Origin of the sequence: Halarchaeum nitratireducens (genome assembly GCF_014647155.1) — an archaeon.
Taxonomy (GTDB): domain Archaea; phylum Halobacteriota; class Halobacteria; order Halobacteriales; family Halobacteriaceae; genus Halarchaeum; species Halarchaeum nitratireducens.
Window position 1 is genome coordinate 161,852 of record NZ_BMOQ01000007.1, and the last position, 12,102, is coordinate 173,953.

The 12,102-nt window shown below is 62.6% G+C and carries 13 protein-coding genes and 2 pseudogenes; 7 read left to right on the plus strand and 8 right to left on the minus strand.

Going from position 1 to position 12,102, the window contains the following annotated elements:
• Positions 1-12 precede the first annotated feature (12 nt).
• The 3 genes and pseudogenes from IEX91_RS13290 to IEX91_RS13300 form a co-directional block, all read right to left on the minus strand.
• Positions 13-921 carry a bile acid:sodium symporter family protein gene (locus IEX91_RS13290; RefSeq protein WP_188879559.1) on the minus strand — a complete coding sequence of 303 codons (909 nt, stop codon included), beginning with the start codon at positions 919-921 and terminating at the stop codon, positions 13-15.
• A gap of 193 nt (positions 922-1,114) precedes the next feature.
• Positions 1,115-1,342 (minus strand): annotated as a pseudogene (locus tag IEX91_RS13295) (IS6 family transposase); the annotation flags it as partial.
• 79 nt (positions 1,343-1,421) lie between these two features.
• Positions 1,422-2,744 (minus strand): transcription initiation factor IIB family protein, encoded by a 1,323-nt coding sequence (locus IEX91_RS13300; RefSeq protein WP_229772880.1) that lies wholly within the window; start codon positions 2,742-2,744, stop codon positions 1,422-1,424.
• Between the two features lie 183 nt (positions 2,745-2,927).
• Here IEX91_RS13300 and IEX91_RS16335 point away from each other — a divergent pair, with 183 nt between their 5' ends.
• Positions 2,928-3,764 (plus strand): restriction endonuclease subunit S, encoded by an 837-nt coding sequence (locus IEX91_RS16335; protein WP_229772881.1) that lies wholly within the window; start codon positions 2,928-2,930, stop codon positions 3,762-3,764.
• Between the two features lie 34 nt (positions 3,765-3,798).
• Here IEX91_RS16335 and IEX91_RS13310 read toward each other — a convergent pair whose 3' ends face one another.
• Both IEX91_RS13310 and IEX91_RS13315 read right to left on the minus strand, forming a co-directional pair.
• Complete coding sequence (locus IEX91_RS13310; RefSeq protein WP_188879560.1) at positions 3,799-4,242, minus strand: hypothetical protein; 444 nt, start codon at positions 4,240-4,242, stop codon at positions 3,799-3,801.
• Positions 4,243-4,246: 4 nt separating this feature from the next.
• Positions 4,247-4,765 (minus strand): DUF7342 family protein, encoded by a 519-nt coding sequence (locus IEX91_RS13315; protein WP_188879561.1) that lies wholly within the window; start codon positions 4,763-4,765, stop codon positions 4,247-4,249.
• Between the two features lie 132 nt (positions 4,766-4,897).
• On the opposite strand from IEX91_RS13315, the gene IEX91_RS13320 reads away from it, so the two are divergent.
• The 6 genes and pseudogenes from IEX91_RS13320 to IEX91_RS13345 all read left to right on the plus strand — a co-directional run bounded on the left by IEX91_RS13320 (position 4,898) and on the right by IEX91_RS13345 (position 10,392).
• Positions 4,898-5,080 carry a M48 metallopeptidase family protein gene (locus tag IEX91_RS13320; RefSeq protein ID WP_229772882.1) on the plus strand — a complete coding sequence of 61 codons (183 nt, stop codon included), beginning with the start codon at positions 4,898-4,900 and terminating at the stop codon, positions 5,078-5,080.
• An 803-nt stretch (positions 5,081-5,883) separates the two neighbouring features.
• Positions 5,884-6,030 carry a hypothetical protein gene (locus IEX91_RS13325; RefSeq protein WP_188879564.1) on the plus strand — a complete coding sequence of 49 codons (147 nt, stop codon included), beginning with the start codon at positions 5,884-5,886 and terminating at the stop codon, positions 6,028-6,030.
• Positions 6,023-7,684, plus strand: coding sequence for a sodium/proline symporter (locus IEX91_RS13330; RefSeq protein ID WP_188879566.1), 1,662 nt, complete (start codon positions 6,023-6,025; stop codon positions 7,682-7,684). The genes IEX91_RS13325 and IEX91_RS13330 overlap by 8 nt, the downstream gene beginning before the upstream one ends.
• Positions 7,685-8,194 (plus strand): hypothetical protein, encoded by a 510-nt coding sequence (locus IEX91_RS13335; RefSeq protein WP_188879568.1) that lies wholly within the window; start codon positions 7,685-7,687, stop codon positions 8,192-8,194.
• 147 nt (positions 8,195-8,341) lie between these two features.
• A pseudogene (locus IEX91_RS13340) lies at positions 8,342-8,650 on the plus strand (SDR family NAD(P)-dependent oxidoreductase); the annotation flags it as partial.
• Positions 8,651-9,192: 542 nt separating this feature from the next.
• Positions 9,193-10,392: an orc1/cdc6 family replication initiation protein gene (locus IEX91_RS13345; RefSeq protein WP_188879569.1), complete on the plus strand. Its 1,200-nt coding sequence runs from the start codon at positions 9,193-9,195 to the stop codon at positions 10,390-10,392.
• A gap of 176 nt (positions 10,393-10,568) precedes the next feature.
• Here the strand turns inward: IEX91_RS13345 and IEX91_RS13350 are convergent, their stop codons facing one another.
• The 3 genes from IEX91_RS13350 to IEX91_RS13360 form a co-directional block, all read right to left on the minus strand.
• Positions 10,569-10,709 carry a hypothetical protein gene (locus IEX91_RS13350; protein ID WP_188879570.1) on the minus strand — a complete coding sequence of 47 codons (141 nt, stop codon included), beginning with the start codon at positions 10,707-10,709 and terminating at the stop codon, positions 10,569-10,571.
• Positions 10,710-10,734: 25 nt separating this feature from the next.
• Positions 10,735-11,223 carry a type II toxin-antitoxin system death-on-curing family toxin gene (locus IEX91_RS13355; RefSeq protein WP_188879571.1) on the minus strand — a complete coding sequence of 163 codons (489 nt, stop codon included), beginning with the start codon at positions 11,221-11,223 and terminating at the stop codon, positions 10,735-10,737.
• Positions 11,224-11,377: 154 nt separating this feature from the next.
• Positions 11,378-11,902 (minus strand): hypothetical protein, encoded by a 525-nt coding sequence (locus IEX91_RS13360; RefSeq protein WP_188879572.1) that lies wholly within the window; start codon positions 11,900-11,902, stop codon positions 11,378-11,380.
• Positions 11,903-12,102: the final 200 nt, after the last annotated feature.

Below are 12,102 nucleotides of genomic sequence, written 5' to 3' on the forward strand. Positions count from 1 at the left end.
GCAAATTCCGGGTCAGTTGCGCGTCGCCAACTGCGCGATTGCGGCGCTGGTCACCATTTCGACGATGCCGAAGCAGACTGCGGGGAGCGCAGCAATTGCGGGGAAGCCGGCGGCGACGACGAGCGCGGCGGCGACGGCGAAGTCGCGCATTCCGACGGAAAACGTCCCGGCGAGGCGTTCGGCGTGCGTCGCGTCCGCGATGCGTGTGACGCTCCACCCGAGGCCGTAGCCGAGGAGGTTCAGCGTGAACGCGCCGGTAACGACGAGCGCCAGATGGGGAGTGACCGCACGGAGATGGGTGGCATTCGCGGCGGCGACCCCGCCGATGATCAGGACGACCATCACGGACGCGATACTCGTGTAGTAGTCGTCGTAGTGCACGACGACGCGCTCGTAGCGCGAGCGGGCGAGTACTGCGGTCACCATCGGGAGGACGACGGCGACGAGGAGTTCGGAGACGAGGCGCCCGCTATCGACGTGGACCGCCTTACCAAGTAGCGTGATGACGGAAGCGGGCGTGTAAAGGACGCTCACGACGCCGATAGCGACGAGCGAAATCGAGGAGAGCGCAATATCACCGTCGGCGAGCGCGGTCATCGTCGGGGAGACGAGTTCGGGTGTAACCGCGCCGAGGAGAACGAACCCCGCCGTAAGCGTAGGTGAGAGTCCCAGGACGGTGGCGATGGTGAACGCGAGAAGCGGCATTGCGAGATGTGCGAGGAGGACGCCTGCGAGGACGCGTCGGTCAACCGCACGGACGTCCTCGATCGAGAGGAGGAGTGAGGTGCTTCCGACCATCACGACGAGAATCGGTGTGGTCGCCTGCGTCACCACGCGCAGCGATGGTACGAGTACACCGAGGAGGACGGCGAGGATGACCCACCCGATGAGGTACTCGTCGATCAGGCGTGTCAAGCGCACACTGGGGTTTGCTGGAGTGCGGTTGAATCGGTGCCGGTTCTACTGACCGGGATTTGCACTCCCCTGAAGCCTCGACGAGTGACGCTTTCAGTGAATTGTTTTATTATCCGATGGCGGATTGGCAGAAGATTGCCACTGTCTAATTCTGAACCCCCTCGATTGGCGTCTTTCCGTCGAGATCTTGGTGCGGTCTCTAACGGTTGTAGTAGTGCGGGAATCGTTCAAGCTATTCGCGTATACTCGACCGACTGCCCACCCACGAGCTATGGCAGTAGTCGGCGCGCATTTTGAGGGTGTAAAACCACTTCTCGATGAAGTTCCGCTCAGTATAGTTGATCCGACCCCTCAATCCTAATCGACTAAGAGCAGTCCGATAGCCAAATTGGTCAACGAGAGGTACAGTGTCTGAGAGGTCGTATTGGACTAACCGCCCGGGCCCGACGGAGGGTTCGTGTCGCGACGTGGTAGAATCCCACGGGGCTGAGGCCCGACCTTGCCTCTCAGTCACCCTGGGCGAACCGTTCTCGGAGTGCGGCTTCACGCGTCTCGAACTGCTCGATGTCGGCCCGAAGGTCGCGCTCAACGCGTTCGACTTGGGCGAGCGCGGCGTGGTCGTCGAGACCAGTCTGACCATCGTCCCTCGTCGCCTCACTCACCTGTTGTCGGTACGTCCGCGTGAGTCGATCGAGCGTGCCTGCGGGGTTGAACAGGATGTCGTTAGCAACCCGAACGTACCGGTCGAGTGCCGCGCCCTCCTTACCGGTGTAGAAGTGGGTGAGGGCGTGCGTCGCGCCCGTGTGGAGTGTCCACATGTCGATCTCGAAGGGATCGTCGGCCTCGGCACGGGCGTCGCTGGCCGCGCGCTCAGCGAGGTAGTCGGGGAAGTCGAGGAGGGCGTAGAAGGTCTCGACGTCGAAGGGCACCTCGCGGAGGTCGAGCGTGATCTCGCGGGCATCAGTGATGAAGGCCGCGAGGTCGTCAGCGACGATCTGGAGTTGGCCGAGGAGGCGCTCCCACCAGGTCTCGAAGGACTGGACGTCCCCGACGTGCTTGACGGTTCGGCGATCCGTCAGCGCGTGGATCGAGTTCGCGCAGTAGGAGTCCTGTGCGAACCCCTCGACGTAGACCGCGTGGCCGCCGAAGAAGTCGTAGCCGGAGGAGAACCCGACCGCGATCGGTTCTTCGCGCCCCGGGAGCGTGACGGAGAGGCCGTCGAAGAGGACGTCCATGTGGACCTCGCCGCCACCACGGTACTGTCTGATCGCGCCGAAGATGGCGTCGCCGAGCGGCCGGCCGTCGATCGTCTTCTCGGCGACGACGGCTTCGAGAGGCGTGTAGACGTCGTGGGGGTTGATGATCGCATAGCTATCCGTCGGCACGTGGAAGAGCGGGTCGACGCCGCGCGCGCGTGGGCGGCGAGACGCTCCGGATAGAGGGCGGACGCGGACTCGCGGACAGCGCGGGGGCAGTCGACCGCGGCGATGCCGGGTGCGGAGGCGCGCGAGCTGGCGACGTTTGCGCGACGTGAGCGTGTTCCCGCGTGCATCCCGCTTCCACCCGATCTCACTGGAGAGCCCGCGATCGTGTCGGCCTTCGGTGAGCGGTGGGCCCGTCCGCTCGACGGTCTCCTCCTCGTCGAACCCCGTGTAGAGTCGTCCACGGTGGTCGATCCGGTACTCATCGATGACGAGCCCGCACTCGACGCACGCCGTTTCGCCGCCGTCGGTCGCCGTGTCGCCTTCGCACTCCGGGCACCCCGGATCGGTCGGCAGTGTCTGTCCGTCGTCCTCGTCGAACTGTCGCTCGTAGATACGGCTACTCATGGTCGTGTCCGGGACGGCTCTCCGGGCCGCCCCGCGCCCGTCAGGGGCGGCCCACAAACGGCGACTGGAGTCGACCGCAAAGCCAAACCCGGGCACTGATGTCGAGAGAGACTAGCGAGAGCGCGACCTAGAGAGGAGACATCACTCATCTGCGCTTTTTGTCAGTCGGCAGCCCGGTGTCGCGTGTCTGCTACTGCCGTATTTGAGGAGCGTCTACACGTCCCGCTCCCATCTCTCCCCGAACAGCACCGCATCGCCGACATCCTCTCGACAGTTGATGAGCAAATTCAGCGGACGGACGAGATCATCGAGGAAACGGAGGCGTTGAAGCGTGGCCTGATGCAGGGCTTGCTTACGACCGGTCCCGGGGACAACGTGGGGACGACAGAAGCGAGGATCGGGCCGATGCCGGTCGAGATTGCCGACAACTGGGAGGTGGACTATTTCGACGACGTGATCGAACTGAATCCCAACGACGACGTGCCAAACGAGGATTCGTTCCCATTCCTCCCGATGGACGCGGTGAATGAAGACACCCGTACCGTCGATTACTGGGAAGAACGCGACGCCGAGGACTGCACACGACCTCGATTCCGTAAAGGAGATACGGTGTACGCGAAGACCACGCCCTGTACCGAGACCGGGAGGATCGCGTTCATCGAACAGCCCGATGGCCTCGCTTTCGGCTCGACAGAGTTTCTCGTTTTCCGTGCCCGGGAGGGACTGATGCTCCCCAAGTACGCCTACTACCTTTTGAGCCTCCCGCAGTTCCGTGCCGTCACGGTTTCCCTAATGGAGGGTTCGACGGGCCGCCAACGGGTCCCATCCGATACGTTCGAGCAGAACATTCGGATCCCGGTTCCTCCGATGGAGGAGCAGCGGACAATCGTGGAAGCGCTTGACTACGTGCAACGACGAAGTGAGCAGGAGCGCGAAACCAAACGGGCCTACCAAGACCTCAAGCGCGGTCTGATGCAGGACCTCCTCACGGGGAAGGCCCGCGTGAGCGAAGACACGTAGCCGCTCACCCCTCGCTAAGTGCATCCAACTTGGTTCAGCGGTCGGTCAGGCGGGCTTCGAGCCGGTCGAGAATCGCCCAGAGTAGCGGAACTGGCTGTAAACTCCCGAACTCGACCGCGTCGTACTCGTAGTCATCGTCGGCTATCGGACGTTCCTGAGAGTGCGCCCGCTCCTCGACGTGAGGGTTGGGTTCGTGATGCCACCCGCAGTCGAATCCCGTGGCGTCGCTGTAGTGGAAGGCGAACGCCGGCTCAGCGTCGGCGGTTTCGCCCGCGTACCACCGGATCGTCAGTGTTCCCGCATCGGCGTCGCTGCCGAGGACAGTGGGGTCGAGCGTTGCGGCGACGTGGATGAACTGGCCGGGCGGCTCGCCGGTGGCGTGCCGGACGGCGGGGTGGCGCTCGACCGTGCGTCGAAGTTCGAGGAGGGCGGTATGTGAAGCTTCACCGGGGTCGTAGCCGCCGTCGAACGCGAACATCGCGTCAGGCGGGAGCGGGAGTGCTTCCCGTGTAGTCGGAGTAGTGTTCGATGGCGTCCTCGACGAGTCGAAGACGGTAGGCGATGATGTCCCAGTCGTTGGCAGCTCGGCGCATCTCGCGGGTCCCCTCGGCGGTGTCCGCGTGGGCGGCCTGCTCGCGGAGGTAGCCGGGGGAGTCGGCGCCGTGCTCGTCCTGCCAGACTTCGACCCGCTCTTGCAGGTCACCGCGTAGTTCGAGCAGGTCGTCTCGGTCGCGGCCATCGAGGAGGTCGCGAAGCGCCTGCATGCGCGTGTAGAGCGGGTCGGGCGCGTACAGGGTCGCGCTCTCCCCGTTGGTGGTCTGGAGAACGTTCATCTCGACGAGACGCTGAAGGTGGTCGCGAGCGGTATTCTCCGCGACGTGTGAGCGCTCGGCTATCCGGTCCGCCGATTCGGGCTCGGAAACCGTGACGGCGACAGAGCGCACGCGGTCGAACGCGCTCTGGTGTTCTTTCCACCGCTCGACACCGACATCCGAGACCATACACGAACGACGAGACAGATTGCAATAGTTCTATTGGGAAGTCGAATAGTTGCATTGAGTGCGGTTCTGCTTTCGGCGGGTGTCGAACACGCGCAGCGTCGCCCCGAGCGGTGAACCTACGGAGTGATTCGAGTGAACTGGCGATTGGTTCTCGCCCCAGTCCGAATCCAGGATTACGTCCTCGTCGACGAGTTCGTTCACGCGAAGCATCCACACCACTCGGATCGGTTCTGGAACGCCGTTGGAACGGTGCTCCCGGACTACTCGGACCGTCGGCGGTGGTTGCGTGTCAACGGGAATACGTTGACAGTGTGAGTGCAACGAGCTGAGACGATTGCCGTGCACGCTCCGGTCTCGCTATGCGGGTCGTGGTCGGACGTGCGGAACTCGGGTCCATCGCCGGTCTTGCACGCGACGCTGACGGGCTCGCGCTCGGGGGCAGGAACCGCCTCAGGGGCGTTGAGACTGGAACTATCGGTGTGGTCGGTGTCGATTCGCCGCTGTCGGACTGGACGTTGGTCGTCTCGAATCCCTCATCCCTTTGGGGGACCAACACTCGCGAGCGCCGAAGAGACACTGACCACGACCACGAGAACTCCGAATCACCCACTGAAAGCGGTAGCAGAATTCGAGAGTAGTCGGGGGAAATCAACGAGCGGTACGTGCGGCCACATCAGAAACAGTCTCGAAAACAGCACTGGTGGCGACAGAGAACGGTAGCACTACGCAGAGATGGAGCCGATCGATCGGGCCACCACATCCTCGGTGCGGACGACGGTCTCGCTGACCAGCAGTCCCCCGCGTGAGCAGCGGTGACGGGACGCTCGAACTCGACGTGGGTGATGGTGTCCCGATCGATTTCGAACGACTCTCACTCATCGCCGAGCGTCTCGGCGACGCTACTCGCTCCGCGATCGACGAGTCGTCGCCGACTGCACCAGACCGACTCGTCTGTGTCTTCGAGCCCGCGCTCTATCCGGTACGCGTCGGAGAAGCGCGCCGTACCCCGCGTCGAAGTTAGACATACGTGTAGTTATATCCTAAATATCCCGCTCTAACACGCCACATGGGCTTTTTATTCAAAGCATTTATACATAGATGGGGCGGACGGGTGAACGATGCCAGACGGAAACTCGACTACCCTGTTATACCTGTTCGGGCCGTTCGCCGTGTACTTGGCGATGCTCGTCGTCTACTACGTCTGGGAGGGCAGACGGGAGCGTCGCCTCCACGAGACGTACGAGACGGAGGGCGAGCATGCCTAGTGGGATCGCGGGCGCCGCGGGCACGTGGGTGCTCGGCACGTTCGCCGCGTACCTCCTCGTCCTCCTCGGGATCGGCCTCTACTCCTCGCAGTTGATGGACACCGTCGACGACTACGTCATCGGCGGCCGCGAGGTCGGCCCCGTCGTCACTGGGTTCTCCGAGCGCGCCTCCGAGATGAGCGGCTGGCTCACCCTCGGCGTCCCCGGCGACGCCTACAACACCGGCGTCATGGCGTTCTACAACGGCCTCGGCATGATCCCGGCCGACCTCTTCGCGTGGGCGGGCATGGCCAAGCGCCTCCGCAAGTACTCCGAGATCGTCCGCGCCGTCACGCTCCCGACGTTCTTCGCGACGCGCCTCCAGGACGACACCGGCCTCGTGAAGGGCATCTCCGCCGTGCTGCTCATGCTCTTCGAGGGCGGCTACGTCGGCGCGCAGATCGTCGCCGCCGGCACCCTCCTCCAGGTCCTCACCGGCGTCTCCCCGCTCGTGGGGATCCTCGCCGGCGGCGTCATCGTCGTCGGCTACACGATGCTCGGCGGCTATTTCGCCGTCGCGTGGTCCGACTACTTCCAGGGCGCCATCATCCTCGCCGCCTTCATCCTCCTGCCCGTCCTCGCGTTCACCACCTACGGACTCCCCTTCGACGACCTCGCCGCGATGGGCGGCGGCCTCTCCAGCGTCACCGCCGGAATGACCGGCTGGGCCGCCGTCTTCGGCATCATCAGCTACGCCGCGATCGGCCTCGGCATCCCCGGCAACCCGCACGTGATGGTGCGCTTCATGGGCATCGACGAAGTCGAGAACATCCGTCTCGCCGCCGTCGTCGCCCAGCTCTTCATGTTCGTCGCGTACATCGGCGCCGGCTTCGTCGGCCTCTACGGCCTCGTCGTCTTCGGCGGCGGTATCTCCAACACGGACAACGTCATGCCGATGCTCACCCTCGACCTCTTCCCCGGCTGGCTCGCCGGCATCATCCTCGCCGCCGCGCTCGCCGCGATGATGTCGAGCGCGGACTCCCAGCTCCTCGTCGCCACCAGCGCCGTCGTCGAGGACGTCTACCACGGCTTCGTCGACCCCGACGCGAGCGACGAGACCCTCGTGCGGTACTCCCAGCTCGTCACGCTCGCGCTCGGCGCCAGCAGCATCGTCTTCGCGTACGTCGCGAAGGACACTCCCATCTACACGCTCGTCCTCGACTACGCCTGGGGCGGCCTCGGCGCCGCCATCGGCCCGACGCTCATCGCCGCGCTCTGGTGGAAGCGCGTCACCGCGACGGGCTCCGCTGCGAGCATGATCGTCGGCGCCGGGACGATGATCCTCTGGACGCAGCTCTCGACCGTCCTCGGCGCGCTCGGCCTCGGCGGCCTCACCGAGGGCTCGGGCTTCGTTGCGAACTTCCTCGGCGTCTACGGGCTCTTCCCCGCGTTCATCCTCTCCGTCCTCGTCCTCGTCGTCGTCTCCCTCCTCACCCAGCCCCCGGAGGGCGTCGACGAGCACTTCGACGTCTTCGATAAACCCCTCGCGGCCGTCGTCGAGGAGGACACCCCGGAGTACGCGACCGACGGCGGGCGCGACTACGCCCCGAAGGCCGTCACTGAGACCGACACCATCCGCGCGCACGTCGACGCCGCGGACTACTGGGAGGAGTAGATGGCCGCCGAACCCACCGACGACGCGCCCGACCCGCGAACCGGCACGCGTCGTGCGTCCGCGACCCTCGACGTCATCCCGCCGCACGTTGAGCGCGGTGACGTGGACGCCGACGGCCGCGTCGGCGCCGTCGCCTACCCCTACCGGGTCTACGAGGCGAACGCCACGATCGAGCGGGCGTTCCTCCCGGAGCGCGAGGTGTCGTACGTCGCGAGCGTCGACCGCGCACGCAACCTCGTCCTCCGCGCCGACACCGTCCCGGACGTCGAATCGAACGACGTCGACGACGTGCTCGTGCTCCCCGCCGACCTCCCCGCGGAGCTCTGCCGCGAGCGCGCCCACGACACCGTCTTCGAGTGGACGGCGCGGAAGTTCGCGCTCGGGAGCGCTCCCGACGTCGACCTCGGGCGCGGCGTCGACGCCCGCAAGCTCTTCTGGCTCGCCGAGCGCGACGACGGCGACGTCATCGTCGACAGCGCCACCGGCGACGAGTCGCGCCTCGACGGCTGATCGACTCGTCCTCTCGCGGCGAGAAGTGGAGATCGACGGAGCGTCTCCCCTTCACGCACCGAGGGCACGTCTACGCCGCGCTCCTCGCGCTCGTCCCGTGTCGCCGGTGTCCGAACGCATTTCGGATCGGCAGTCCAACGCGTCGCTATGACACGAACCGCCGTCATCGCCGGTGTCGGCCCCGGACTGGGTGCGTCACTCGCCCGAACGTTCGCCGCGGAGGGCTGTCGAGTCGCGCTGTTCGCGCGCTCGACGGCGTACATCGAGGAGCTCGCCGACGACCCCCCCGATCCGGGTGAGGGACTCGCGGTCACGGTCGATCTCGCGGACGTCGAGGCGATCCGCGAGGCCTTCGGGACCGTCCGCGAGGAATTCGGCCCCGTGGACGTCCTCGTGAACCACGCGAGCGCGGCGTCGTGGACCGGCCTCATGGACAGGGACGTTGTGAAAGGCGAAAACTGAGAGAGACACACCACCTCCAGATTGTTAGCGTTGAGTAGTCGGTCCAATACCTGCGGGGAGTGTTCTCTCAAGGGGTGTTCAATTCACTAAGGACGTCACGAACGACCTCGTACGCGATGTCACTCTCCTATATGTAGTAGAAGCTCATGATCTGGAAAATAATCATCTTGGTAATGACTTGGATGTTGTTCCTGCAGACTACCCTGCCAGATGCACAGAAGTCCCGCTGACCCATCTCGGGACAACCGCGTCTCCCTTCTTTGTGTCGTGTCGTTGGTTGATCGTACGGAGACAGTACGTTTCGTATGCTTTGTCGCAGGTGGTCTCTCCAGTCCCCTCATCGGGGGAGTACAATTCGTATGCTTTCCCCACGTTCGTCCCGATGGGCCGACAATATATCGGCGGGGGACAGTACATTTCGTATGTTATCTGCCCATAAATGCGGTCTTAGAACTATATGAGGCGGACGATATTAGCAATCGAAGCAAGCGAAAGGTAGTTTTATATGTTAACTCGCCGATGGCTCTGTTACGCACATGGTCACGTCGTTCGATGATTTCACAGATACGCTCTTCGCAGACAAGAGCGTCCTCACTGAGCGCCACCAACCTGACGAGATTCTCGAACGCGATGACGAGATTGAGCAATATCACTACGCCCTCCGAGACATTCTATTTGGTCGCGATCCGGAGAACATCATGCTCTACGGGAAGGCCGGACTTGGAAAAACTGCGGTCACGAACTACATGATGGCTGAGCTTCAAGAGGCAGTCGCAGAGCGCCCCGCAGCGGATGACCTCTACGTACACCAGATTAACTGCAACGGAATGACCCTCTACCAGACGCTCCGCTATCTCGTCAACGACCTCCTCCCGCCGAACGCGAGTGAGTTTCCGAAACGTGGCCTTGGGGTCACTGACGCGTTTGAAGAACTCTACGATCAACTCAATCAACGGGGCGGCACACATCTTCTTGTGTTCGACGAGATCGATCACCTCGACGACGTCGACACCCTACTCTACGAACTCCCGCGAGCGCCCTCGAACGGAAAGCTCACCGACGCTAAGGTCGGCGTGATCGGAATCTCGAACAACTACACGTTCCGGAAGAGTCTCTCGTCGAAGGTTCGAGACACCCTGATGGAGACGGAAATCTCGTTCGGATCGTACGATGCAGAGGAGTTGCGGACAATCCTCTCGGATAGAGCTGAACGCGCATTCGTTGAGGGGACATGCGACGAGGCAGCCATCGCGAAAGCAGCAGCTCTCGCGGCACGCGATATGGGGAACGCCCGCCAAGCGATCGATATGCTCCGGGTTGGCGCTGAAGTTGCTGAGGAGAACGGCGATTTACAAGTCACCGACGCCCACATCAGCGATGCTCAAGAGCGGGTACGGCGTGGGCGTCTGCAGAACCGAATTCGCGATCAGACGCAGCATGCCCAATACGTCCTTGAGACGATCGCACTTCTTGAGCAAAGGGATCGTGCACCGACACGTTCCAAGGAGATCAAGGAGCATTACGAGGGCGTTGCAGAGTCATGGGCCTCTGATCCCCTTACCACGCTCAAGAGCATTCAGGATCACCTCGCGGACCTCCACATGCTTGGCTTCCTTACCCGTCACGACAAAAACGATGGCCTAAGTGGTGGACAACACTACGAGTACGAGCTCGACCTTGACGCGGATCTCGTTTTGGAGACGCGCCAGACGATCGAGGGAGCCGATATTCGCTGAATACGTGACGAGAGCATCGAAACAGATTGCTTGATCCGTCTTCAAGACGCCTGCGAACAGTGCTGTCCTCTCGTGTCGTCCGATGTGGAGAGCATACGAAACGTACTGTGTTGGAGGACACAGCACAACGGATCACTCTCTGCTGCTCTCCAAAAGCATACGAAACGTACTGCCTCTCACTCGTGTTCGAGTGCGTCGTAGATCCCGCGGTTCGCGTCCCGGTCTGCTGCTGCGACTCGACGCACGAGTTCTCCTCGAATGTCTTCCATCACGTCGTCAAGCGGAGTGGCTGATTCAGCTCCTTCCTCAGTCGCCATGATTGAGATCCCGGTCCGAGTGCCGTTAATCGTTCGGGTCTGCTGAGTCACCGGTTAGTTCCGCTAGTCCGTACTGAATGATGTCGTCACGCCACTGTTCGATTTCTCCCGCCAAGTCTATGTTCTCGGTCTGTGATCGCAGGTAATCGATCGTCTCTCCTTCGTCGACGGTTGCCTCATCGGTTCCGAACTGCTTGAGGACCGAGATGATCTCGTCGTCGTAGTCGAATTGGTAGCCATTGAGAAAGTAGAAGACTGACGTCGTGTTGAGTGCAGTCCGTTTGTTGGCGTCGACAAACGGATGGTTAGTCACCAACAGGCGGAGCAGGTGAAACGCCTTCTCGTGAATCGTTTCAGGTACCGCTCCAAACGCCCCCTCTTCGATGTAGGTCAGCGCGAACGCAATGTCTCCCTGGTTCTGGATACCGGACGCTGTGTCTGTGTATTCTGCGACGATATCGTCGTAGATGGCAAGAACGTTCCCCACGGATGGATACCAGAACGACTCAGCCATTCGGTTGTACTTCCAAGCTGAGTCGGTGTAACCCTTTTCGTCGTCCAGAATCGGGCTTCGCTGAATCCCCCACTACTGTTGAGCAGTGCATTCGTCGTGACCTAACGATTTGACTATCGACTATCGCGGTGTAGGACATGGCGCCCTCTCTCTTCTAGAACTGGGTTGTGTCAGGTTCGTCGGGTTTGAACGAGTCGGAACCATCGCCACCACGGCGGCCGAGGAAGACGATGGCGTCGAGGGCGCCGCGGGTAAAACGGGCTTCGTACGACCAGAAGAATCCGTCCCTGATGTCGTCGCGCGACCCGTGGAACTCGAAGGTTCCGTGCATGTTGTGGTCAAGCCAGAACTCTTCGGCGACGGTCTGCGTTCGCGGTGCCGCCGGGGAGAGCCCCCGTTCGAGGCAGTCGCTCAGAGTCGCGTCCTCACAGAACGCGACGTAGTCCGCCCACGAGTCGAAGCCGTGCGATTCCGCCTCAGCTCGTTTCTCCGACTCCGTCTTCTCCCGGAATTCCTCTTCGTGGCGGAGAAGGCGTCCATCCGTAGTGAGCTTGTACTGCTGTCCGGCCGGGTAGCCGATGTCCTTCGTCTGCCACTCGATCTCGCTCGGCCGTCGGTCTGCGGGGAACTTCGGAAGGTCAATCTCGTCTTCGACGACGAGCGGGTCGTACATCCCCATAGGTATCTCCGATTCGCGGAGCGGGCGCAAAATCCTTCCGTCGACTCGATCCGCTTCGGTGTGGGCTGAGTGCGACCTCTCGTTCTGCTCTCGGTATTACGACGAGATGAGTGTCGACTCAGACCGACATCGTGGGCCACACGTCGACCCTCACTCTTCGCTGTCGTTCTCGATGCCGCATTGGTTCTTCGCTTCCGAGA

Bases quoted from the DNA above. Each gene is read 5' to 3' on its own strand.
- IEX91_RS13360 (WP_188879572.1), bottom strand. From the start codon at position 11,902: ATGGGGATGTACGACCCGCTCGTCGTCGAAGACGAGATTGACCTTCCG.
- IEX91_RS13350 (WP_188879570.1), bottom strand. From the start codon at position 10,709: ATGGCGACTGAGGAAGGAGCTGAATCAGCCACTCCGCTTGACGACGTG.
- IEX91_RS13300 (WP_229772880.1), bottom strand. From the start codon at position 2,744: ATGAGTAGCCGTATCTACGAGCGACAGTTCGACGAGGACGACGGACAG.
- IEX91_RS13325 (WP_188879564.1), top strand. From the start codon at position 5,884: ATGCCAGACGGAAACTCGACTACCCTGTTATACCTGTTCGGGCCGTTC.
- IEX91_RS13335 (WP_188879568.1), top strand. From the start codon at position 7,685: ATGGCCGCCGAACCCACCGACGACGCGCCCGACCCGCGAACCGGCACG.
- IEX91_RS13355 (WP_188879571.1), bottom strand. From the start codon at position 11,223: ATGGCTGAGTCGTTCTGGTATCCATCCGTGGGGAACGTTCTTGCCATC.
- IEX91_RS13330 (WP_188879566.1), top strand. From the start codon at position 6,023: ATGCCTAGTGGGATCGCGGGCGCCGCGGGCACGTGGGTGCTCGGCACG.
- IEX91_RS13345 (WP_188879569.1), top strand. From the start codon at position 9,193: ATGGTCACGTCGTTCGATGATTTCACAGATACGCTCTTCGCAGACAAG.
- IEX91_RS13310 (WP_188879560.1), bottom strand. From the start codon at position 4,242: ATGTTCGCGTTCGACGGCGGCTACGACCCCGGTGAAGCTTCACATACC.
- IEX91_RS13315 (WP_188879561.1), bottom strand. From the start codon at position 4,765: ATGGTCTCGGATGTCGGTGTCGAGCGGTGGAAAGAACACCAGAGCGCG.